Origin of the sequence: Halorubrum salinum (assembly GCF_024494575.1) — an archaeon.
Taxonomy (GTDB): domain Archaea; phylum Halobacteriota; class Halobacteria; order Halobacteriales; family Haloferacaceae; genus Halorubrum; species Halorubrum salinum.
The window spans coordinates 246,537-266,548 of record NZ_JANHDO010000004.1; the positions used below are offsets into that span (position 1 = coordinate 246,537).

At 69.1% G+C, this 20,012-nt stretch carries 22 protein-coding genes; 11 read left to right on the forward strand and 11 right to left on the reverse strand.

The annotated features are described in order from the left end of the window. Positions 1-15: 15 nt before the first annotated feature. Together NO930_RS12055 and NO930_RS12060 are read right to left on the reverse strand one after the other, a co-directional pair. On the reverse strand, positions 16-954 hold the full coding sequence (locus tag NO930_RS12055) for an MBL fold metallo-hydrolase (protein WP_256403655.1): 939 nt from the start codon (positions 952-954) through the stop codon (positions 16-18). A 2-nt stretch (positions 955-956) separates the two neighbouring features. Next, the gene (locus NO930_RS12060) at positions 957-2,834 is read right to left on the reverse strand and encodes a radical SAM protein (protein ID WP_256403656.1); all 1,878 of its coding nucleotides are present in this window, start codon (positions 2,832-2,834) and stop codon (positions 957-959) included. 145 nt (positions 2,835-2,979) lie between these two features. Here NO930_RS12060 and NO930_RS12065 point away from each other — a divergent pair, with 145 nt between their 5' ends. From NO930_RS12065 to NO930_RS12075, 3 genes are all read left to right on the forward strand, one after another. Continuing rightward, the gene (locus tag NO930_RS12065; RefSeq protein WP_256403657.1) at positions 2,980-4,509 is read left to right on the forward strand and encodes a sensor histidine kinase; all 1,530 of its coding nucleotides are present in this window, start codon (positions 2,980-2,982) and stop codon (positions 4,507-4,509) included. Positions 4,510-4,571: 62 nt separating this feature from the next. Further along, entirely contained in the window at positions 4,572-4,727 is a 156-nt protein-coding gene (locus tag NO930_RS12070; RefSeq protein WP_199242287.1) for a DUF7559 family protein, read from the forward strand. A gap of 4 nt (positions 4,728-4,731) precedes the next feature. Then, on the forward strand, positions 4,732-5,169 hold the full coding sequence (locus tag NO930_RS12075) for an Hsp20/alpha crystallin family protein (protein ID WP_256403658.1): 438 nt from the start codon (positions 4,732-4,734) through the stop codon (positions 5,167-5,169). Positions 5,170-5,292: 123 nt separating this feature from the next. Here the strand turns inward: NO930_RS12075 and NO930_RS12080 are convergent, their stop codons facing one another. From NO930_RS12080 to NO930_RS12090, 3 genes are read right to left on the reverse strand one after another with little or no spacing between them, the layout of a single operon-like run. Then, entirely contained in the window at positions 5,293-6,516 is a 1,224-nt protein-coding gene (locus NO930_RS12080) for an NAD(P)/FAD-dependent oxidoreductase (protein WP_256403659.1), read from the reverse strand. A 48-nt stretch (positions 6,517-6,564) separates the two neighbouring features. After that, positions 6,565-7,173 (reverse strand): 5-(carboxyamino)imidazole ribonucleotide mutase, encoded by a 609-nt coding sequence (gene purE / locus NO930_RS12085; RefSeq protein ID WP_137784687.1) that lies wholly within the window; start codon positions 7,171-7,173, stop codon positions 6,565-6,567. Positions 7,174-7,228: 55 nt separating this feature from the next. After that, positions 7,229-8,449, reverse strand: a complete 1,221-nt coding sequence (locus NO930_RS12090; RefSeq protein WP_256403660.1) for a 5-(carboxyamino)imidazole ribonucleotide synthase — start codon at positions 8,447-8,449, stop codon at positions 7,229-7,231. 153 nt (positions 8,450-8,602) lie between these two features. Here NO930_RS12090 and NO930_RS12095 point away from each other — a divergent pair, with 153 nt between their 5' ends. Then, a complete protein-coding gene (locus tag NO930_RS12095; RefSeq protein ID WP_137784559.1) occupies positions 8,603-8,827 on the forward strand; it encodes a hypothetical protein in 225 nt (74 codons plus the stop codon). Between the two features lie 24 nt (positions 8,828-8,851). On the opposite strand, the gene NO930_RS12100 is transcribed toward NO930_RS12095, so the two are convergent. From NO930_RS12100 to aglJ, 4 genes are all read right to left on the reverse strand, one after another. Then, a complete protein-coding gene (locus NO930_RS12100; RefSeq protein ID WP_256403661.1) occupies positions 8,852-9,586 on the reverse strand; it encodes a profilin-fold protein in 735 nt (244 codons plus the stop codon). Positions 9,587-9,658: 72 nt separating this feature from the next. After that, positions 9,659-10,804, reverse strand: coding sequence for an FtsZ/tubulin family protein (locus NO930_RS12105; RefSeq protein ID WP_256403662.1), 1,146 nt, complete (start codon positions 10,802-10,804; stop codon positions 9,659-9,661). Positions 10,805-10,903: 99 nt separating this feature from the next. Beyond that, positions 10,904-12,019, reverse strand: coding sequence for an AI-2E family transporter (locus NO930_RS12110; protein ID WP_256403663.1), 1,116 nt, complete (start codon positions 12,017-12,019; stop codon positions 10,904-10,906). A gap of 73 nt (positions 12,020-12,092) precedes the next feature. Next, positions 12,093-13,211 (reverse strand): S-layer glycoprotein N-glycosyltransferase AglJ, encoded by a 1,119-nt coding sequence (gene aglJ / locus NO930_RS12115; RefSeq protein WP_256403664.1) that lies wholly within the window; start codon positions 13,209-13,211, stop codon positions 12,093-12,095. 186 nt (positions 13,212-13,397) lie between these two features. On the opposite strand from aglJ, the gene NO930_RS12120 reads away from it, so the two are divergent. Next, entirely contained in the window at positions 13,398-13,778 is a 381-nt protein-coding gene (locus NO930_RS12120; RefSeq protein WP_137783339.1) for a DUF7522 family protein, read from the forward strand. A 14-nt stretch (positions 13,779-13,792) separates the two neighbouring features. Here the strand turns inward: NO930_RS12120 and NO930_RS12125 are convergent, their stop codons facing one another. Beyond that, positions 13,793-14,152 carry a response regulator gene (locus NO930_RS12125; protein ID WP_137783340.1) on the reverse strand — a complete coding sequence of 120 codons (360 nt, stop codon included), beginning with the start codon at positions 14,150-14,152 and terminating at the stop codon, positions 13,793-13,795. A gap of 234 nt (positions 14,153-14,386) precedes the next feature. On the opposite strand from NO930_RS12125, the gene NO930_RS12130 reads away from it, so the two are divergent. The 6 genes from NO930_RS12130 to NO930_RS12155 all read left to right on the forward strand — a co-directional run bounded on the left by NO930_RS12130 (position 14,387) and on the right by NO930_RS12155 (position 18,982). Further along, positions 14,387-15,418 (forward strand): phosphate signaling complex PhoU family protein, encoded by a 1,032-nt coding sequence (locus NO930_RS12130; RefSeq protein ID WP_137783341.1) that lies wholly within the window; start codon positions 14,387-14,389, stop codon positions 15,416-15,418. 48 nt (positions 15,419-15,466) lie between these two features. Next, positions 15,467-15,649 (forward strand): DUF7525 family protein, encoded by a 183-nt coding sequence (locus tag NO930_RS12135; protein WP_049982727.1) that lies wholly within the window; start codon positions 15,467-15,469, stop codon positions 15,647-15,649. A gap of 49 nt (positions 15,650-15,698) precedes the next feature. Beyond that, positions 15,699-15,926, forward strand: coding sequence for a DUF7123 family protein (locus NO930_RS12140; protein WP_007998354.1), 228 nt, complete (start codon positions 15,699-15,701; stop codon positions 15,924-15,926). A gap of 67 nt (positions 15,927-15,993) precedes the next feature. Further along, complete coding sequence (locus NO930_RS12145; protein ID WP_256403665.1) at positions 15,994-16,422, forward strand: SRPBCC family protein; 429 nt, start codon at positions 15,994-15,996, stop codon at positions 16,420-16,422. Beyond that, complete coding sequence (locus NO930_RS12150; protein WP_256403666.1) at positions 16,419-17,225, forward strand: nitrilase-related carbon-nitrogen hydrolase; 807 nt, start codon at positions 16,419-16,421, stop codon at positions 17,223-17,225. Before NO930_RS12145 ends, NO930_RS12150 begins: the two co-directional genes overlap by 4 nt. A 746-nt stretch (positions 17,226-17,971) precedes the next feature. Continuing rightward, positions 17,972-18,982, forward strand: a complete 1,011-nt coding sequence (locus NO930_RS12155; protein WP_256403667.1) for a presenilin family intramembrane aspartyl protease PSH — start codon at positions 17,972-17,974, stop codon at positions 18,980-18,982. A 406-nt stretch (positions 18,983-19,388) separates the two neighbouring features. Here NO930_RS12155 and NO930_RS12160 read toward each other — a convergent pair whose 3' ends face one another. Beyond that, positions 19,389-19,823 (reverse strand): universal stress protein, encoded by a 435-nt coding sequence (locus NO930_RS12160; RefSeq protein ID WP_137782985.1) that lies wholly within the window; start codon positions 19,821-19,823, stop codon positions 19,389-19,391. Positions 19,824-20,012: the final 189 nt, after the last annotated feature.

Here is a 20,012-nt window from a genome sequence, read left to right on the forward strand (position 1 = left end):
CCCCCTGAGCGCGACTCAGCGCTCGTCGCCGCGGGCGATCCGTTCCGCCCACGCCTCGTCGATCCGTCTCTCCGCGAGGAGCTTTTCGAGGTGCGCGACGACGGTCGACCGGGCGAGGTCTTCGACGCCCGACAGGTCCTTGTCGTAGGCGGCGTCGAGGACGGCGTCGACGTCGCGTGCGCCTCCCTCGATCGCGGCGAGAACCGACCGTTCTCGGTCCACCCGGTGATCGATCAGTCGCTGACAGGTAGCCCCCGGGTCGTCGATCGGCGGCCCGTGACCCGTCCACAGTCGGTCGTAGCCGCCGTCGCGGACGCGTTCGAGGCTCGCGAGGTAGTGGGCGATCTCGCCGTCGGGAGCGCCGACCACGACGCTCCCCTCCGCGACGGCGAGGTCGCCGCAGATCAGCTCGCGGCGATCGTCCGTGGCACCCCCGTCGCCGGTTCCGGCACCGCTTCTGCTGGCGACCGCGAACGCGAGGTGATCTGCGGCGTGACCGGGCGTCTCGATCGCGCGGACGGCGGTGTCGTCGATCCGGTCGCCGTCGCGGACGGTCTCGTCCGGCTCTATCCCCGTCGCGTCCGCGAAGCGCTCCGCGTGGTCGGCGTGGGCCACGACGGTCGCGTCCGTCAGTTCGGCGTACGCCGCGACCGCCCCGACGTGGTCCGGATGCGTGTGGGTGACGGCGATCGCGTCGACCGCGTGCGTCGTCTCCGCGTCGCGACCCTCGACACCGGTACCGCCTGCGTCGCCGCGTCCGTCCGCGCCACCGCCACCGACGGCGTCGCCGACGCCGACACCCGCGTCCAGCGCGTCCGTGCGGGCCGCGGGGTCGACGAGGACGCCGTCGACGAGGTACGCGTTCGTCGTCCCGCCGGGCGCGCGGGTGTCGACCGGCACCTCGACGCGGGTTATCGAGGGCTCCGACGGCGTCGGCCCCTCGTTCCCCGTCATCGTCAGTCGCCGCGGCCGACCGAAGAGGAGTCTCGCCGGTCGAGAAGCGACCGCGCGGCCGGACCCGGACCGGACCCCGTCCGCTCGCGGCCGGGGATCGGGACGTCGACGTCGTCGACGACGGCGAACCGCGAGAGGTCTGCGACGCCGGCGTCGACCTCGTCGATCGAGGCGTACGGGCGGCCGACGACGACGTCGCCCGCGGTGTTCCGGTTGATCCCGGGGATCGCGGTCAGCTCGTCCATCGACGCGGCGTTGACGTCGAGCGGGTAGGGGACGCCCGTGACGGACCGGTAGCCGTGGTCCGTGATCGCCACGTCGATCGCGGTCCCCAGCTCGCGCTCACCGGGGACGGCGACGAGCAGCGCGTAGGTGCCGAGCTGGCGGCCGAACGTCTTCCCGTCCTGATGGTACTCCAAGTGGACGTCCGGCAGGACGGTTCCGGGCGGGACGACCCGGTCGAGCATCGGGTTGTCTATCGTCTCGCGCACCTCCCGTTTGTACGACTGGAACTGGTCTTTGTGTTCCTGTGCGATCTCGGCTCCCGTCTCGGCCATCTCGGTGCCCGCGAACGCCATCACCTGCCGGACGTTGATCCGGCGCAGCATGAGCCCCTCGTCGTAGACGCGCTGGAGGAACCGCTTGTTGTGCTCGTACGTCTCGGGTCGCTCGCCCGCGAGCCCGTGGACGAGGTTGATCCCGGGCAGGAGCTTCGGCAGCCGCGGCGAGGCGTCCGGCCCCGTGGAGGGACCGACGAGGCGGTCAGGGTCGCCCGGCGTCGACTCGGGCGCGTCCCCCGGCCGCCAGCCGCCCTCCTCGTTGACGACGCGGACCGCCTCAAGACACTCGTCGGCGGTGACGAGCAGGTTGTTCTGCTCCTGGACGACCGGGTCCGCGGACTCCAGCCCGAACGCCGCCGTGTCGCCGGGGGTGTTGTGTTCGGCGATGACCCGGATCGCCTCGCGGGAGGCCTCGGGATACTCCGTGATCGTCACCGGGTTCATGTTGTCGAGGTGGAGCGTCCGGAGGTCGGGCGCGACCTCGCGGATGCCGCCGTACAGCTCCCGCAGGGCGTCCGGGTTCGGCGCCTCGCCGTCCCCGCCGAACGCGAGGATGTCGGCCTGTCGCCCGAGCCGGAAGTGCCTGACGCCCCTCTCGGAGAGCGCGTCGACCTCGCTCACGACGGAGCGGGCGTCGCGGAACGCCGGGTTCCCGTACAGCGGCTCCGTGCAGAACGAACACCGATAGGCGCAGCCGCGCGAGGTCTCCATCTCGCAGATGAGGTAGTCGGGGTGGTTGGGGTGCTGCTCGACGACGAACGCCCCCTTGCGGGCCCAGCGGTCGACCTCCTCGTTTCCTCGCATCCGGTTGCCGTACCCTTCCAACCCCTCGCGGACGAGGTCGTACGCGGCCGCCTCCACGTCGCCCATCGCGACGAAGTCGTAGTCGAGGTCGTCGCGCTCGGTCTCGGTCGCGCCGGCGTTCTCCTCGCCGACGCCGAACCGGACGGGCCCGCCGAGCAGGGTGACGCCCTCCGCGGTCCAGCCGAGCTCCCGCACCTCGTCGGGCTCGGCCGGGGTGCCGCCGACGTACTTGCCGGGCACCGTCATCCCGCCGACGTAGACGAAGAGATCCGCGTTCGCGACGTCGGCGTGTTTGCTCCGGTCGTCACGGAGCTCGTCGATCGTGTGGTAGGTGATCTGCGAGGCGGGCACGCCGGCGTCGACGAGCGCGCCGGCCGTGTACCGCGGGTACGTCGAGATGTACGGCGGCACGCCGAAGTGCGCCGGCTCGTCGACGTACCCGTCGACGATGGTGACGGACAGGTCGGCCGGGTCGGGCGGGAGGGAGCCGCGACCGGCCGCGGGCGAATCGGTCATGTTACCCACCGTAGTCGGCCGAGACGGGAAAAGCGTGCGGAACGCGCGGAGATCCGGCACGATTCGTGAGCGTGTCGTCCTCCCCGAGGCCCGCAGTGCGTGTCGGACCCCTAACTATTAGCACACCCATCGAGAATGGGCGAGTATGTCCGACGCCGTCGCGGATGAGATTGGCGTCCTCGCAGCGGGAGGCGACCCATCAGTCGTCGGCCGCGCCCTGCGTGACCTCGGAGACCGGGACTGCGACGTGCGCGTCGAAACCGTGACGACGACGTCGGCCGGACTCGAACGAGCCCGCTCGGCGTCGATCGACTGTATCGTCTCCGACCACCGCCCGCCCGAGTGGGACGGGATCGAGTTCCTCGAACGCGTGCGCGAGGCCGTCCCGGACGTGCCGGTCGTCCTCTATACGGCCGACGGGTCCGAGCGGGTCGCCAGCGAGGCGGTCTCCGCCGGCGTCGCGGAGTACGTCCCGCGAGCGCGCGCCGCCGGGACTGGCGACGGCGCGGGAGACCACGCCGAGGCGGGTCACGCCGCCGACGCGCTCGCGGAGGCGGTCCGGTCGGCGGCCGAACGGACCGAGGATCCCGACGGCGAGCCCGATACCGCGGAGCGCCACGCCGACCACGCCCGGAGGCTGGAGACGCTGATCAGCAACCTCCCGGGGTTCGTCTACCGCTGCCGGAACGAGCCGGAGTGGCCGATGGAGATCGTGAAGGGCGACAGTCGGTCCGTCACCGGCTACACCACGGCGGAGCTCGCGAGCGACGAGGTCGTCTGGGGAGAGGACGTCCTCCATCCCGACGACGCCGAGGAGATGTGGGAGGAGGTACAGGCGGCGATGGATTCCGGAAGCGAGTTCGAGGTCACCTACCGCATCCGCACGAAGGACGGCTCGGTCAGGTGGATGTGGGAGCGGGGGCAGCTCGTCACGCCGGAGGACGACGACGAGCCGGTGCTCGAAGGGTTCATCTTCGACATCACCGAGCGGAAGCGGTACGAAGAGGAGCTAGAGCGGCGAAACAGGGAGCTCGAACGGTTCACGAGCATCGTCTCACACGACCTCCGGAACCCCCTGAACGTGGCGTCGGGCCGGGTGGAACTGGCCCGCGAGGAGGTCGAAAGCGAGCACCTCGACCGGGCCGCCGCCGCCCACGAGCACATGGCGTCGCTCATCGACGACCTCCTGACGCTCGCACAGAGCGGCGAGCGGATAACCGAGACGGAGCCGGTGTCGCTGCCGACGGTCGTCAGCCGAGCGTGGCGGAACGTCGCCACCGGGGGCGCGACGGTGACGGTCGAGACCGATCGGGTCGTCGACGCGGATCCCGGCCGGCTCGTCCAGCTCGTCGAGAACCTCGCGCGGAACGCGGTCGAACACGGCGGGGACGACGTGACGGTGACCGTCGGTGAGATCGGCGAGAGCGGCGACGGCGCGGCGGGCTCCGACGGCGACGCGCGAGCCGGGTTTTACGTCGAAGACGACGGGCCGGGGATCCCGGAGGACGTCCGCGACGACGTGTTCGAGATGGGGTTCTCGACGGAGGAAGACGGCACGGGGTTCGGGATCCCGATCGTGGCGCAGATCGCCGAGGCGCACGGCTGGGAGGCCGACGTCGCGAGCGGGACCGACGGCGGCGCGCGGATAACCGTCACGGGCGTCGAGTGGGTCTGACGCGAACGCGACGGTTCCGCCGCCACGCCGTTTAAGCCGCCGCCGGTCCAACGGTAGCGTATATGCCATCGACCATGGAGGTCAGGTGCGAGGCCGACGACTGCGAACTCGACATGTTCGAGAACCACTACACCTACGACGTCCCCGACGACCACTCGATCGCGGACCTCTCGTGCCCGTACTGCGGCGGGAGCGACCTCGCGGAAATCGAGGTGTGAGCCCGTGAGCGGACTCGTCGAGGCCGGGCGGTCGGCGTTCCGAGAGGCACTCGAACGCGTCGGGCGAGGGTGGAGCAAGATGCAGGAGCGTCGCCCGCTCTCGTACGACCTCCTCGAGAGCGACGACGCCTACCTCGTCGTCTTCGACGCCCCGGGCGTCCGCGGCGAAGACCTGAACGTCACGTTCCTCGATCACACGGTCGAGGTCACGCTCGACCGGTTTCGCGACTTCTACGACGGCTACGATCTGATCTTCCCCGGGCGAGGCGTCTCGCTGTCGGGGACCGTCGATCTGCCGGCAGACGCCAACGTGACGCCGCAGGGTGCGAACGCGACGCTCGCACGGAACGGGACGCTCCACGTCGAGATTCCCAAGTCCGACGCGGCGAGCGACGTGGCGGTCGTCGAAGAGAGCGTGGACGACGCGGCGGACGGCGACTAGCCGACCGAACGCCGCCTCTCCGATTCTCCTCGTTCCGCGGCCCATTCGGTGGTCACGCCCCGTTCCGCGGCCGTATTCGCTCCCACGGCACGCCCCGTTCCGCGGCCGTATCCGCTCTCGCGGTCACGCCTCATCTCGCCGTTCCACGGTCATGCCCTCGGCGATCTCGAAGGTCTCGTCGCCGTCGAACCGACCGGGATCGAAGGCGTCGATCCACGGGTCGTCCGATCCGCGGTCGCCAGAAAGCGACGCAAGCACTCCGTCGGCGACGTGCTCGCCGATCGCCGGAGCGCGCATGAGCCCGTGGCCCTGCCAGCCGGCGGCGACGAAGACGCCGTCGAGGTCGGCGACCGGACCGACGAGCGGGTCGCCGTCCGGCGTCGCCGTACAGAGCCCGGCCCACGCGCGACCCACCGGCAACCCGTCCCCGACGGGCGGGTCGGCGAGCCGGTCGCGGAGTGTCGCTGACGTCGAGTCGACGAACCAGTCGTCGGCCGTGCGGTCGTAGGCGTCCGGGTCCGCCGCGACCGGCTCGGTCCCGTCGCCGGCGAGGAGCCCCGTCGGATGCGGGCGGAGGTAGACGCCCGCGGTCGCGTCGTAGACCGTCGGCCCGTCGTAAGCAAGTGAACTCACGAGCGCCTGCACCCGGTAAGGTATCACCGGCACGTCGACGCCGGCGTCCGCGAGGACGGGAGCGGTGTGTGCGCCGACCGCGACGACGACCGCGTCGAACTCGCGGTCGCGGCGGCCCGACGCGTCTCTCGATCCGTTCGGAGCCCGCGTCCGGACCGCCGGGCCGTCGTCGCCGCGGGACAGCGACACCGGGGCGTCCGTCACGACCGCGACGCCCTCGCGGCGGGCGCGGGCGGCCACGGCGGCGACGTAGCTCCCGGGGTCACAGAGGCCTGCGTTCGCGGCCACCGCTGCGACGGCGAGGTCGTCCGCGGCGATCGGGAAGCGGTCGGCGAGCGTCTCGGGGTCGACGAGCGTCACCGCGCGTCCGTGAGCGCGCATCCGATCGACCATCGCCGGCACGGCGTCGGCGTCCGCGTCGCCCTCGCGGACCGCGATGACGTACGGACACGGAGTGAACTCGAAGCCGGGCAGCGACCGACCGAACGCCCGGAACCGCTCCATGGACCGGGCGGCGATCGCGGCGTCGACGTCCTCGGCGTAGGCGTCGTACAACACGCCGGCCGCGCGTCCGGAGCTCTCGGCTCCGAGGTCGCCGCGGTCGTAGAGCGTCACGGTCGCGCCGCGGGCGGCGAGGTCTGCCGCGGCGGTGACGCCGACCGCGCCGCCGCCGACGACGGCCACCGTCGGAGCCGGGTCGTCGTGGTCGATCATGTGTCGGTGGTGTCCGATCGTGACGGGGACGACGCCTGAGCGGCCGCGTTACCGCTCGCGGAAGCCGTCGATGCCGAGGTCGTGGAGGTCCGCGGAGACGTCGGCGACGCCGCCCCGTAGCTCCTCGTGATACTCCACCAGCCGCGCTTCGATCTCGTCGTGCTCGCGCGCGAGCACCTGCGCGGCCGAGAGCCCCGCGTTGAACGACTTGCCGGCGTCGACGGCGACGATGGGCGCGCCGGTGGGCATCCCGATGACGGAGTCGACCGACTTCTCCTGGACGGGAACGCCGATCACGGGGATCGGATACGCGATGGAGGCGGTCATGTTCGGGAGGTCGGCGGACTTCCCGCCCGCGCCGGCGATGACCACGTCGAGGCCGCGGGCGGCCGCGGTCTCGCCGTAGGCGTACATGAGTTCGGGAGTGCGGTGCGCGGAGACGACGTAGCTCTCGTAGGTGAATCTCGCGTCCGGCGCGTCGTGAAAGTCGGTCTGTTCGGCGAACCCGAGCTCGTCGAGCGCGTCGTACGCGCCCTCCATCGTCGGGAGGTCGGAGTCGGATCCCATGATGATCCCGACGTCCGGAGTGGTTTCCGGGTCGGCGTCCGCGTCCGCCTCCGCGTCGAGCCGGTCGATGAGGTCCTGCACCGTGGTCATGGCGCGTCGTTCGGCGGGGGCGGGTAAGGAAGTGCCGGATGCGGCGACCGCCCGCCTACGAGTCGCGGAACGTCAGCCCGTCGCGGAGTGCTCGCGCCTCGGAGAGCACCGCGTCGGGGTCGGCCTCGGGACCCTCGCCGGTCACCGTCAGGTGGCCCATCTTCCGGAGCGGGCGCACGTCGTCTTTGCCGTACCAGTGGAAGTCGGCGTCGGGCGCGGCGAGCACGTCGTCGACGCCGCGAAGGGTCGCCGGCCGCGTCTCGTGAACGTCGCCGGAATCTGGCTGTGATTCCGGCTGGCTCACGAGAGGTCTGCTCTCGTGAACGTCGCCGAGGACGTTCGCGGTGACGGCGGGCGCGACGAGGTCGGTCGGACCGAGCGGCCAGCCGAGGACGGCGCGGACGTGGTTCTCGAACTGGGAGGTGCGCGCGCCCTCGATCGTCCAGTGGCCGGAGTTGTGCGGGCGCGGCGCGATCTCGTTGACCAACACCTCGCCCTCCCGGGTCTCGAACAGCTCGATCCCGTAGACGCCCCGCCCGTCGAGGAACGACAGGACGTCGTCCGCGACCGACTCCGCCTCGGCGATCACCGGGTCGGCGCTGCGGGCGGGCACGACGCTCTCGCGGAGGATCTCCTCGCGGTGGACCGTCTCGGTGACCGGGTACGTCCGCGTCTCGCCGTCGGGCCCTTTCAGCCCCATCACGGCGATCTCGCGTTCGAAGTCGAGGAGCTCCTCCGCCATCGCGTCGCCGCCGACCTCCTCCAGCGCGTCAGCCGCCTCGTCCGGCGATTCGACCGGGACGTTCCCCCGTCCGTCGTACCCGCCTTCGCGGGCCTTCAGCATCACGCCGCCGAACTCCTCTGCGACGCGTTCGAGCCCCTCCGCCGTCGCGACCGCGACGAACTCGGGGACGGGGATCCCGGCGTCCGCCAGCGCCTCCTTTTGAACCAGCTTGTCCTGGATGGTCCGAAGCGTGTCGGGGTCGGGCTGGACGGGCACGTCGTGTTCGGCGCTCGCTTCGGCCAGCACGTCGGGGTCGGCCAGTTCGATCTCGAAGGTGAGCGCGTCGACGCGGCTCGCGAGCTCGTGGACCGCGTCCGCGTCGTCGAAGTCGGCGACGATCTGGTCGCTGACGACGGGGCTCGCCGGGCAGTCGGGCGTCGGGTCCAGCACGACGACATCGACGCCGAGGCGCGCGACCGCCTCGCCCATCATCCGGCCCAGCTGTCCGCCGCCGACGACGCCGAGCGTCGGTCCCGGCAGAGTGATCGACATACACGCTCGCGTACCGAACGTCACTGCATAAATATTCCCACATCGGGTGACGAACTGTGCACAGATGTGGATATATCGGCGAACCTCGGGGTCACCGCCGGCCGCTCCCGCGACTCCGGAACGGGTATCAGTCCGGGCGGGTCTCGGTGACGTATGGTCACCGGGAAGGGACTCTACGACCGCGGCGACGAGTGGGTCAGGGGGCTCTCCCGCGGACGCTACGCCGCCCTGCTCGGCGCGTCCGCGGCCCTCGGCGTCCTCGGCGTCGGCGCGCTGTTGAACGGCGAGGTCCTGCTCGCCCGCGCCCTGACGATGGGGCTAGTCATGTTCGGATTAGAGTACACGTTCGGGGCGTTCCGGCCGTCGGACGACGGGTGAGAGATCGGGAGAAGAGGACGGACGCTACAGATCGACGGAGGAGAGGTCGCTCTCGACGTCGGCGACGAACTCGTTGTACGCGTCGACGAACCCGCGGAACGGCTCGGCGTACTCGCGAACGTCGAGCGCTGACGGAGCCTCGTACTGCGAGATCAGGTACAGGCCGCCGGAGCCGCCGACGCGGAGGTACGACACCGCCCCTTCGTCCCACTTCAGCTCCCACCTGTCGCCGTCGACGCGGGCGGTGAATGTCCCGTAGTCGTCTCCCTCGTACCGGTGTATCTCGCCGGCCATCACCGAACAGGCGTCGCGGATCGCATCGAGCACGCGGTCGCGCTCGGCGACGAGGCCGTCCGTGGAGTCGGGGTCGGGGAACTCCGCGGACACGTCGTCGAGCACGCCCGACAGGGACGCGACGTGGTCGTTCCACGCGGCGACCGCGTTCGGGTAGTCCGCGAGGGCGGTCGCGAGGGCTCCGGGGTCCGGCGGCTGTTTCGTCGAGACCACGTACACGTCGGACCCGGAGGTCGGCGAGAACAGGAGGAACTCGAGCTCGCCGGCCTCGTGTTTGACCGTCCACTCGCCGCCGGACGTCGACAGCGTCTGTCGCCCGTAGTCGCCGCCCTGTAGCCGCGCGAGCTGATAGGCGATCTGACCGGCGTGGTCGCGGACGGCGGCGACGAGTTCGTCGCGCCGGTCAGCGACCGCGTCCGTGTCGCGGACGTCGAGGTCGAAGCCGAGGTCGGCGTGGCTGGTCACGGCAGTTCTGCGTGCCGCATCGGGTTAATCGAGTCGGATCGGCGGTGACCGGCGGGGCGATCGCTTCCTTCATCACGCGATGGACTCGCGGATTTCACGCACGCGCCGGGGTTCGTCGATCCCCGACCGAACCACCACCGCGAACACCTCCTCGCCGTCCGGCTCGGGCGCGTCGCCGCTCAGTATCGCGCCCGAGCCGGTCTCCTCGGCGAGCCACCGTCGACCGTCGGCGATCGCCTCGCGGTTGAGCCACGGGGGCGGCCCGCCCACCACGAGCAGCGTTCGGTCGGCCCGCCCCTCGCGGACCTCGACCGTGTTCTTCCCGCGGACCGCCTTCCGGATCGTCGTCTCGATCGCCGACACCGCCGCGCTCGCGTCCACCTTCGCGGGCTCCGCGGAGCCGAACAGCCCGAGACCGAACCGGGACTCCGTCTCGGCGGGCTCGACCGCCTGCGTCGCGTACCCGACCGCGGCGATCTCGCCGTCGCCGCCGACCGCCCGGGCCACGTCGCTCGCGTCGAGCACCTGCTGTGGCGTCGACTCGGCGTCGTCGGACTCGCCCGCGCCGAAAAGCGCCGCGACGCGCTCGGCGACGACGCCGTTCAGCCGCCCCCGGGCCTCCGTCAGGTCCTCACCGGGGCGGAGCCACTCGTCGTTGTCGAACGGAAACACCGCCGAACACCGTTCGGAGAGTGCTTCGAGCGTCCGGGCTGCGTTCTTCTCGGCCAGCGGCCGCTCGGGCGGTCGCTCCTCGGGTGCCGCCGCTCCGGCCGCCGCCGGATCGACCGCGGTCGGTTCCGACTCCGCCGGCGTCGGGAGGACCCCGAGCACGTACACCGGCGTGTCGTAGAGCCGCGACAGCTCCGCTGCGAGCGCCGGGCAGACGCCTGCACCCGCGCCGCCGCCGAGCCCCACGACGAGAAGGAACGCCTCCGCGACCGACGGGCGCTGGTCGTCCATCTCCCGACCGAGTTCGCTGGCGTGCGCGTCGCCGAGCCGCCGGGCCGCGTGGAGGTCGCCGCCGAGCCCGTCGCCGCCAGCTGCGTCGCCGAAGCAGTAGCGTCGCGACTCGTCGATCTCCCGGAGGGCGTCGAGCGCGGCCGCGTCGGTGTCGAACGCGCTGACGCCGTGGAGGAACCGATCTCCGCCGTGGTCGGCCACGAGCCGGTCGACGATCCGGCCCCCGGCACCGCCGAGGCCGATGACGTGTACACGCATACGTCACACCGCTCGTCCAGCGGCGGTATAGCTCTTTTCACGGGACGGGAGGGCGGTGGAGAGCGAACAGCGTGCGTCCGGTCGCGCCGTGCCGTCGCCTCAGAACTCGTTCAGGCGGCGCTGTCCGGCCGACACGGCCCGTCTCGGTTCGTCGTCCTCGTCCGGGTCGCCGCCGAGCAGGCGGATCAGCGCCGTGTCGGCGAACGTGAGCGCCAACACGAGGATGATCGGCGCGAGGAAGAGTCCGTGGAACCCGAACACGACCGGACCGAAGATGTACGCGAGCATGAGAAGCCCCACGTGCGTCGTCTTCCCGCTGAAGTACGGACGGAGGACGATGTCGGGGATCGTATCGACCACGACCGCGGCCACGGCGAGGAATCCCGCGACGTACACGAGAAGCGAGAGCTCCTCGGACAAGATCGGCTCCATCGCGGTTAGCCCCGCGAGCGGGATGTACACGACTTTCATCCCGATCACCGGAATCAGGCTCGCGACTCCCGTGAGCGCGCCGGCGAGCGCCGGGTAGGGGACCTCGACCGCCGCCGGGACGAGCACGTTATATCCGGTGTAGGTAACGACCGCGATTATCGAGATCGCGATGACGTTGAGCAGGTTGCCGTACAACACCGCCTCCAGCTCCTCGTCCGCCGCTTCGAGGTACTCGCGGACGACCGCGTCGTCGTCGAACGTGAGCAGCCACTCGTGGAACTTCGAGCCGTCGAGGAGCAGGTAGTACGTGACGACGATCGTGATGAGGAGGTTGAGTGCGAGCCCCGACAGCGTGCTCGCGAGCAGCGGTGCTTGCTCGGAGACGAACTCGATGAGGGGGTCGAACTGTCCCGACCGGTACGCCGCGACGAGCCCCTCGACCGTCGGGTCCGACAGCGCGGCGAGGTCGGCGATCCACGAGTTCTCCGGGCCGACCGTCTCAGCGACCGGATACCGCTCGATGAACCGGCGGGCCTCGAGCAGAACTAAGAGCACCGTGTATCCGAGAAGTCCGATCAACGGGACGCCGATGAGCGACAGCGACGCGACCGCCCGAGCGCGGGCCGGTAGCCTGAAGCGAGCGAGGTTCCGGTACAGCCGGCGGGTCGAGTAGTACAGGAACACCGCGACGGTGAGCGGCGCGACGAACCGGTAGCCGATGAATCCGACGAGGAGGGCGATGACGAGACCGAAGAGCGCGATGACGAACCGCTTTTCGTCCATGGCCGCTCGTCTCCGTGAGTCGACATAAACTATGGGGCTCGCTGGCGACGCGGACGCGGTGAGGCCGCGGCGGTCAGTCCGTCGACTCGTCGCCGTCCTCCGCGCCGCGAGTCTTCTCGCCGCCGGGCGCGCCGTCGCTCGTCACACCGTCGTCGTTCGCGCCGTCCTCCGCGCCGTCGTCGCTCGCGCCGTCGGTTCCGCCGTCCCCAACCGCTCCGCGCGTCCCCTCGTCGTCGCCCGGGGTTGCCGGAGCGACCGACGACTCCGTCGGCCGATCCGCCAACGCCCGCTCGTAGCGGGTCACCTGCTCGCGGTGCAAAGACAGGATCATGTCCGCGAGCACGCCGAACACCAGCAGCTGGATCCCGAGTATGGCCGCGCCGACCGCGCCGATGGCGACGATCTGGTGGGCCTCCCCGTGGACGAACCAACGGTAGAGGACGTACGCGGTCAGCGCCGCACCGGTCCCCGTCGAGACGGCACCGAGGCTCCCGAAGTAAAAGAGGGGGTTGTTCGTCTTCGCCTTCCGGTACAGCTCGATGATGATCACGCCGCCGTCGCGGATCGGGTGGAGGTTCGTCGCGGAGCCGCCGGGGCGCTCGCGGTAGGTGATCGGGACGACGGTCACTCGGACCCGGTTTTTGACGCACTCGACCGCCATCTCGGTCTCGATCCCGAACCCGTCGGCGGTGAGGTGGAGCCGCAGGAACGACTCGCGCGTGAACGCGCGGTAGCCGGAGAGGATGTCGCGGTACCGCTCGCCGTGGATGGCGCGGAACGCGGCGTTGATCAGCCGGTTTCCGACCCGGTTCAGCCGCGTCATCGCCCCCGGTCGCATGTCCGCGAACCGGTTTCCGATGACGTGCTCGGCCTCGCCGGCGAGGAGCGGGTCGAGCATCGCGTCGACGTCGGCCGCGTCGTACGTCGCGTCCGCGTCGGCCATCACGACGTACGGTGCCTCGATGTGGTCGCGGACCGCCTCGCGGACGGCCTGTCCCTTGCCGCGTCCGGACTGTTCGACGACCCGCGCGCCGGCCTCCGTCGCGGCCCTGCGCGTCCCGTCCGTCGACCCGCCGTCGATCACGAGGATCTCGCCGATCCCGGCCTCGCGGAAGTCCTCGACGACGCGCGCGACCGTCTCGACCTCGTCCATCGTGGGCAACAAGAGGCAGACGTCGTCGAAGTCGCTCATTAGCGGGTGGATATCGGGGCAGTCGCTAAACTCTGTCCCTCCGTGACGGCCGACGAGGGTGCCGAACGGAGAACGCGGCGGGACGGGCCCCAAGCGGCTACGCCCGTCGAACACGACCCGGTTCCGGGCGCGGTCGCTTCTGCGGCCACCCATACGCTCATGTACCCGACGATAGATCGTCAATATATGTCACGCCCATCTGACGAACACGTCGACGAGTTGCTCAGCGCGGCTCGAACGGCCATCGGCGACGAGCTTCGGAGCCTGACGTACTTCACCGAAGGCGAGGTCGACCAGCTGTACCTCCGCAGCGACCTGAGTCAGACGGCAGACCTCGTCGGGTTCGCGGAGAACGAGCGGCAGGGGTTCCACTCCCAGTCGATGTACGCGAACACCCAGCTCGGAGACTACCTGTTCACCGTGCGGGTGTTCGAGAACGGGTACCTCACGCGGGTGATCGCCGGCGACCACGGGGTGTGGGTGACGACCGACTCGATGGAGATAGACCGCTTCGAGGAGCTCGCGAGCGCGCTGGCGTCGGTCCTGCGATCGTTCGACCCGGCCTGACGGCGGCGACGGGCTCACCCGAGGTGGCTTTCGAACTCGGGGACCAGCTCGTCGGCGTCGACCGGCTTCGTCACGTAGCCGTCGGCTCCGGCCTTGACCGCCTCCATCATCTTCTCCCGTTGGTCGACGCTCGTGCACATCACGATCACGGCGTCGGGCCAGCGGTCCTTGATCGCCGCCGTCGCCTCGATGCCGGTCATCTCCGGCATGACGACGTCCATCGACACCGCGTCGGGCTCGTACGCCTCGAACAGTTCCACCGCCTCCGCTCCGTGTTCCGCCTCACCGACGACCTCGAACGGCCCCTCCAACGCGTCCCGAACGACGGTCCGCTGGAAGGCCGAATCGTCAACGACGAGCACCCGATCGGTCATGTCACCTGATGGGTGCGTGAGTAGCATAAAGCGCGCGGATCGGCGTACGGAGCGATCGTTCCGACGCCGGTCGGCCGCTCCGACACCAACTGATCATGTGCGTGTCCTACCGAGGCTGTGGGATCGATCGGCCAATAAATATCCGGTCGAAGCCGAACAATTCCTTGTATATTCGAGAAAGCGTATAATGAACATAGGAACAACGTTAAGGCGTATCCCGCGGTACGAAAGGGCATGGAAACGCGGAAGGTCCAACGGCTGGGTCCGTCGACGCTGGCGATGACCCTCCCCGCCGAGTGGGCGAAGGAACACGGCGTCAACAAGGGCGACGAGGTGTCGTTACGGATGGGTGGCAAAGGGACGCTCACGGTGCTTCCGGAGTCGGTGAGCACCGAGGAGTCGGAGGCCGTCATCAACGCCGACGGGCTCGACGCCCAATCGTTGGAGCGAGCCATCGTCGCACAGTACGTGCTCGGTCGACGCGTGATCCACGTCCGGAGCGAGGGGACGCTCGACAGCGAGCACATCAACGCGGTGTACAAAGCCGAGACGCAGCTGATGGGACTGGGCGTCATAGAGGAGACGCCGGAAGACATCTCCATCCGGTGTTCCGTCGACCCCGAGGACTTCACCCTCGACAACCTGCTCGAACGGCTGGAGAACACGGGCTCGACCATGCGCGGCGAGGCCGTCAAGGCGCTCGCGCACGGCAACCCCGACCTCGCACAGCGCGCGCTCAACCGCGAGCGGCAGGCGAACAAGATCTTCGTCCTCCTGCTGCGACTGATCTTCACGGCGTACCAGAACCCGAACCTCGCCCGCGCGGTCGGGTTAGAGGAGGGATTCCCGCTCATCGGCTACCGCTCCGTCGCGAAGAACCTCGAACTCACCGCAGACAACGCCGAGGACATCGCCGATATCGTGATGGAGGCGGACGGGCACACGCTCGACGTCGACAGCGCGACGATGCGACAGATACGGGAGTTCACGGACCAGGTGGACGAGCTGACGGCGGTCGCGGTCCGCGCCGTCGTCGAGCGGGACTACGACCTCACCGTCGAGTGTCGCGAGCTGTTCGCTCGGTTGGAGGACCGCGAACAGGAGATCCTCGGCGAACTGCCGGCCGACCTCGACAACGACACGCTCCTCATGACCCGCGAGGTGCTCGTCAGTCTCCAGCACACCGCCGAGTACGCGATGCGGAACGCCGAGATCGCCGCGAACCTCGCGCTCAACGAGGCGTCCGACCACGTCGAGATCATCTGATGCGCCGCGTTCGCATGAACTAAGTAGTCGCCCGCGAAGCGACATCGTATGAGCGAAGCATCCATCGAGTCTGACAAGGGGATCGGCGTGGCGCTCGCGCTCGGGGCCGTCGCGCTCGTCGGGAGCGTCGCGATGTTCGGCGCGCCGTCACAGATCGGTCGCGCGTGGGGGTTCGCCGCGGCGTTCGTGTTCGCGCTCTGTGCGGTCCTCGCCGTGCAAATATACCAGTAGCGACCGCCGACGAGAAACGATTAAATCCGTCACGCCCCTACCTCCGCCGATGAGCGAGTACACCGAGGAAGAACAGCGGATCCTCGCGTACCTCACCGACAGCGTCACGCGCGGCGAGCGGTACGTCCGCTCGAAGACGATCGCGGACGCGATCGGACTCACCGCGAAGCAGGTCGGGTCGCGGCTCCCCCGACTCGCCGAGAAGTCGGACGACGTCGACATCGAGAAGTGGGGCCGCGCTCGGTCGACGACGTGGCGCGTGACGCCGCAAGGGTGAGCGGACGCGTCGGTGGACGGGCGGCCAGACTCGCGTCTTTTTAACCCTCGTGGCACCAAGAGCAGGTATGACAGTCCGAGTCTCTCGGACGTTCGAGTTCGACGCGCCCGCCGAAGACGTGTGGGCGTTCATCTCGGACGCCGAGAAGCGCGCCGGCGCGATAAGCGTGGTCGACACGTTCGAGGTACACGACGACGGACGAGCGACGTGGCAGGTCGCCCTCCCGATCCCGGTGATCCGGTCGACGATCGCGGTGGAGACCGAAGAGGTCGCGCGCGACCCGCCGAACCGAGTGAAGTTCGTCGGGAAGTCGCGCGCCTTCCGCGTCACCGGCGAACACGAGATCACGGAGACCGACGGCGGGTGCCGGCTGGCCAACGAGTTCGTCGTCGACGGGCGGCTCCCCGGCGTCGAGTCGTTCTTCGAGCGCAACTTCGACGCGGAGCTCGACAACTTGGAAGACGCGCTCCGCGCGTCGCTCGGATCGCCCGTATGAGGGTCGCGTGCGTGCAACTCGGCGTCGACGGGGGGGCAGTCACCGACAACGTCGAGCGCGCGCTCGACCGCGTTCGGGCGGCCGCGGCGGCGGGCGCGGACGTCGTCGTCCTCCCGGAGCTGTTCGACGTCGGGTACTTCGCGTTCGACGCGTACGCGCGTGCGTCGGAGAGCATCGCCGGCGATCGGCTCTCGCGGTTCGCGGCGGCGGCGGCCGACGAGGACGTCCACGTGCTCGCGGGGACGATAGTCGAAGACCTCTCGGCGTCCGCGGCCGACGGCGTCGACGTCCCGGCGAGCGACGGCCTCGCGAACACCGCCGTCCTGTTCGACCGCACCGGCGACCGACGGCTCGTCTACCGAAAACGCCACCTGTTCGGATACGGATCGGAGGAGACGGACCGTATGGTCCCCGGAGAGTCGACGCCGACGGCCGAGATCGACGGCGTGCGCGTCGGGGTGACCACCTGTTATGACCTCCGCTTCCCGGAGCAGTTCCGGGGGCTGGTCGACGCGGGGATCGACTGCGCGCTCGTCCCGAGCGCGTGGCCGTATCCCAGGGTGGAACACTGGCGAACGCTCGGCCGAGCGCGCGCCATCGAGAACCTGACGTACGTCGCGACGGTGAACGGGAGCGGATCCTTCGGCGAGGACGCGCTCTGCGGGCGGACGACCGTCTACGACCCGTGGGGGACGACGCTTTCGTCCGCGGGCGACGAGCCGACCACGGTGACCGCGGACGTCGACCCGGACCGCGTCGCTTCCGTTCGCGAGGAGTTCCCGGCACTGCGCGACCGACGATAGCGGCGGACCGCCCGCGTGCTCGGCGACGGATGCGGGCAGCGATCGCTCGATCCGGCGGCCGTCGACCGCCTCATTTATACCGGAGAACGCCGTAGACGGATATGCCGAAGTCCGACGCTTTTCTCGTTGGAGTTCGGTGACAAATCCACGCGCCCGTCCCGACCGCTCGGGCGGCGACGCCGCTGACAGCCCGGGGGTCCGCTGTTCGGCCGCCGCCCGCCCGCCTCCCGCCGCCGTCTCGCGCCTTTCGCCACGTCCGCCGCTCGCCTTCCTTTACGTTCGTCACTCGTCGTCCGCGGTTTGCTCGTACCGCACGTTCGCCGTCCGCTGAGCCGCGCTCCCCGTCCGTGCTGCGCCGCTAGTATCAATACAGATAATAAGGACGGTACATTCTTATATCGGAGCGAGCAGGTGTGAAACGCCGCGGACGAAGCCGGCCGGCCCCATCCCAACGTCGGGCGGGCCGGTCGGACACTCGCTTCCACCGTCCGTCGTCCGCCGGCTTACGGCGTCGGGTCGATCCGCTCCCACACCGTACCCGACCCGTTTCACGGCACCCGATCACAACCCCTGTCATCGACGTTCGCGGTGCCGATCCCCCCACTTTCGACGGTCGTATTCCGAGCAACGGCAAGGGACGCGGTTCGAACGCGTCCCGGCCTGACGGCGGTCTCGAGTGCTCCGGGACGGGCGGGCAGACGGAGAAACGCAAGGGCAAAACCTCCGCGCCGCGAACCGACGCTCGAATGTTCCCCCGCGAGTACCGCGGCGTCGCCTTCGTCGTCGGGCTGTTTCTCGTCGTGCAGGTCGGAGCGCTCGCACTCGTTCCCGAATTCGTCGAGAGCGGCTATCAGGCAGTCGAAAACCCGGACGATCCGACGAACAGCCTCGTGTACATCCTCGCCATCCTCGCCATGACGGGAGTGATGCTCGCGGCCTTCCGGTACGACTTCGACCGAGCGATCCGGCTTCTGATCGTCGGCGTCTCGGCGTGGCTCTCGTGGTACGTCTTCTCCGCCGTCCTCCCGCCTCTGGGAGCCGCCGTACCCGCCCTCGGGGTCGGAGTCGCGCTGCTCGTCTATCCCGAGTGGTACGTGATAGACGCCGCGGGGGCGTTGATGGGCGCGGGCGCGGCGGGGTTGTTCGGCATCTCCTTCGGCCTGCTGCCCGCGCTGGTCTTACTCTCGCTTCTCGCGGTCTACGACGCCGTCTCGGTGTACGGCACGGAGCACATGCTGTCGCTCGCGGAGGGCGTCATGGACCTGAACATCCCCGTCGTGCTCGTGATTCCGCTGTCGCTGTCGTACTCGCTTCTCGACGACGAGGCCGACGAGGCCGCGGCGTCCGACCAGACACCGACCTCCGCAGACGCCGACGACGCAGGCGACCCGGACGCAGACGCCGATCAGGACTCTGACGGCACCGACGTCGGCGATCCCACGCCGGTCGAGGACCGCGACGCGTTCTTCATCGGCCTCGGTGACGCCGTGATTCCGACGGTGTTGGTCGCGAGCGCGGCGACGTTCTCGCCGGCCGCGAGCCTCGGAGTGCCGTTCCTGGGGCTGAACCTCCCCGCGCTGCTCGCGATGGTCGGTCAGCTCGCGGGGCTGCTCGTCCTGATGAGCTGGGTGATCAAGGGCCGCCCTCACGCCGGGCTGCCGCTTTTGAACGGCGGGGCGATCGGGGGGTACCTGATCGGCTCCGTCATCGCGGGCGTGTCGCTGATCGAGGCCGTCGGCCTCGCCGGAGCCCTCTGAGCGACGCCGCGCCGAAGGAGCGGCCGACGATGGGACCCTCACCAGCCCGGCGCTGCCGCAGCCGGCTCGACACCGGTCCGGCGACGACGAAACGCCGAACACACGGTTCGAGCAGCCGCGGCTCCGGTGGACCGCCACGCGGTCAGTAACAGCGAACGACCACCGAGAGAACACGTTCCAAAAATACGAGTACTAACGTATCTTTTCAGAAATATATTATATAGGCTGTGTCGGGGTGTCGTCCGAGTATCCGTTAAAGCACGTCAAAACCAGATAATGTATAAATATACCACAGGTACATACGAAATATAGATTTATTTGTTAGTAATTAAGAGAAAATAAGTTCCATATACACTGGACAGGTGAATGAAGAATATGTATAAGTGGTATGTTATGCAGTGAAATTTTATATGTTGTCGGGATGGATGGTCGAGATGACCGGGACGGACGCGTTGAGGATGATCGACTGCGCTGTGCTACCGAACAGCACTTTCCCGGTCTGGGACCGCCGTTTCGGGCTCACGACGATGTACCTCGCGTCCTGTTCGTCGGCGTATCGTACGATCTCTTCTGCGGGCCCTCCGACGAGCCCGACTGTCTCGTACGGAACGTCGACGTCGGTGACCGCCTCTGCGGCCATCTCGCCGGCCGCGTCGCGGATCTCGCTCATGTCTTTCGGTTCTTCTGCCTGCGCGCTGGTGATCCCTAGATCGAGAAACTCCGACCGCGTCAGGGCGTGGACCACGTGAACGGTGTCGTCGAATGCCGCCGCGATCTCGGCTGCCTCCGCGACGACGCGCGATGCTCTCTCGGACCGATCGACGGCTGCAACGATCGTCATACGTCCACCTTCCGCGTCGTGTGTAATATAGCTTTGGCGGCGGCGGTGCTGTTCCGATGTGACCGTCCCCGTCGTGTGTTCCAACAATAGTGGAATACTGGCCGCGTCTCGGCTATATCATTACAGTAGTACGACTGTAATTCTTTGCGCAGTCCGACAAATATACCTCTCTATTTCCACCAATAGTGA

Excerpts from the sequence above, each read along its gene's own strand:
- NO930_RS12055 (WP_256403655.1), bottom strand. The coding sequence starts at position 954 with ATGACGGGGAACGAGGGGCCGACGCCGTCGGAGCCCTCGATAACCCGC.
- NO930_RS12060 (WP_256403656.1), bottom strand. The coding sequence starts at position 2,834 with ATGACCGATTCGCCCGCGGCCGGTCGCGGCTCCCTCCCGCCCGACCCG.
- NO930_RS12065 (WP_256403657.1), top strand. The coding sequence starts at position 2,980 with ATGTCCGACGCCGTCGCGGATGAGATTGGCGTCCTCGCAGCGGGAGGC.
- NO930_RS12070 (WP_199242287.1), top strand. The coding sequence starts at position 4,572 with ATGCCATCGACCATGGAGGTCAGGTGCGAGGCCGACGACTGCGAACTC.
- NO930_RS12080 (WP_256403659.1), bottom strand. The coding sequence starts at position 6,516 with ATGATCGACCACGACGACCCGGCTCCGACGGTGGCCGTCGTCGGCGGC.
- purE (WP_137784687.1), bottom strand. The coding sequence starts at position 7,173 with ATGACCACGGTGCAGGACCTCATCGACCGGCTCGACGCGGAGGCGGAC.
- NO930_RS12090 (WP_256403660.1), bottom strand. The coding sequence starts at position 8,449 with ATGTCGATCACTCTGCCGGGACCGACGCTCGGCGTCGTCGGCGGCGGA.
- NO930_RS12095 (WP_137784559.1), top strand. The coding sequence starts at position 8,603 with ATGGTCACCGGGAAGGGACTCTACGACCGCGGCGACGAGTGGGTCAGG.
- NO930_RS12105 (WP_256403662.1), bottom strand. The coding sequence starts at position 10,804 with ATGCGTGTACACGTCATCGGCCTCGGCGGTGCCGGGGGCCGGATCGTC.
- NO930_RS12110 (WP_256403663.1), bottom strand. The coding sequence starts at position 12,019 with ATGGACGAAAAGCGGTTCGTCATCGCGCTCTTCGGTCTCGTCATCGCC.
- aglJ (WP_256403664.1), bottom strand. The coding sequence starts at position 13,211 with ATGAGCGACTTCGACGACGTCTGCCTCTTGTTGCCCACGATGGACGAG.
- NO930_RS12120 (WP_137783339.1), top strand. The coding sequence starts at position 13,398 with ATGTCACGCCCATCTGACGAACACGTCGACGAGTTGCTCAGCGCGGCT.
- NO930_RS12125 (WP_137783340.1), bottom strand. The coding sequence starts at position 14,152 with ATGACCGATCGGGTGCTCGTCGTTGACGATTCGGCCTTCCAGCGGACC.
- NO930_RS12130 (WP_137783341.1), top strand. The coding sequence starts at position 14,387 with ATGGAAACGCGGAAGGTCCAACGGCTGGGTCCGTCGACGCTGGCGATG.
- NO930_RS12135 (WP_049982727.1), top strand. The coding sequence starts at position 15,467 with ATGAGCGAAGCATCCATCGAGTCTGACAAGGGGATCGGCGTGGCGCTC.
- NO930_RS12140 (WP_007998354.1), top strand. The coding sequence starts at position 15,699 with ATGAGCGAGTACACCGAGGAAGAACAGCGGATCCTCGCGTACCTCACC.
- NO930_RS12145 (WP_256403665.1), top strand. The coding sequence starts at position 15,994 with ATGACAGTCCGAGTCTCTCGGACGTTCGAGTTCGACGCGCCCGCCGAA.
- NO930_RS12150 (WP_256403666.1), top strand. The coding sequence starts at position 16,419 with ATGAGGGTCGCGTGCGTGCAACTCGGCGTCGACGGGGGGGCAGTCACC.
- NO930_RS12155 (WP_256403667.1), top strand. The coding sequence starts at position 17,972 with ATGTTCCCCCGCGAGTACCGCGGCGTCGCCTTCGTCGTCGGGCTGTTT.
- NO930_RS12160 (WP_137782985.1), bottom strand. The coding sequence starts at position 19,823 with ATGACGATCGTTGCAGCCGTCGATCGGTCCGAGAGAGCATCGCGCGTC.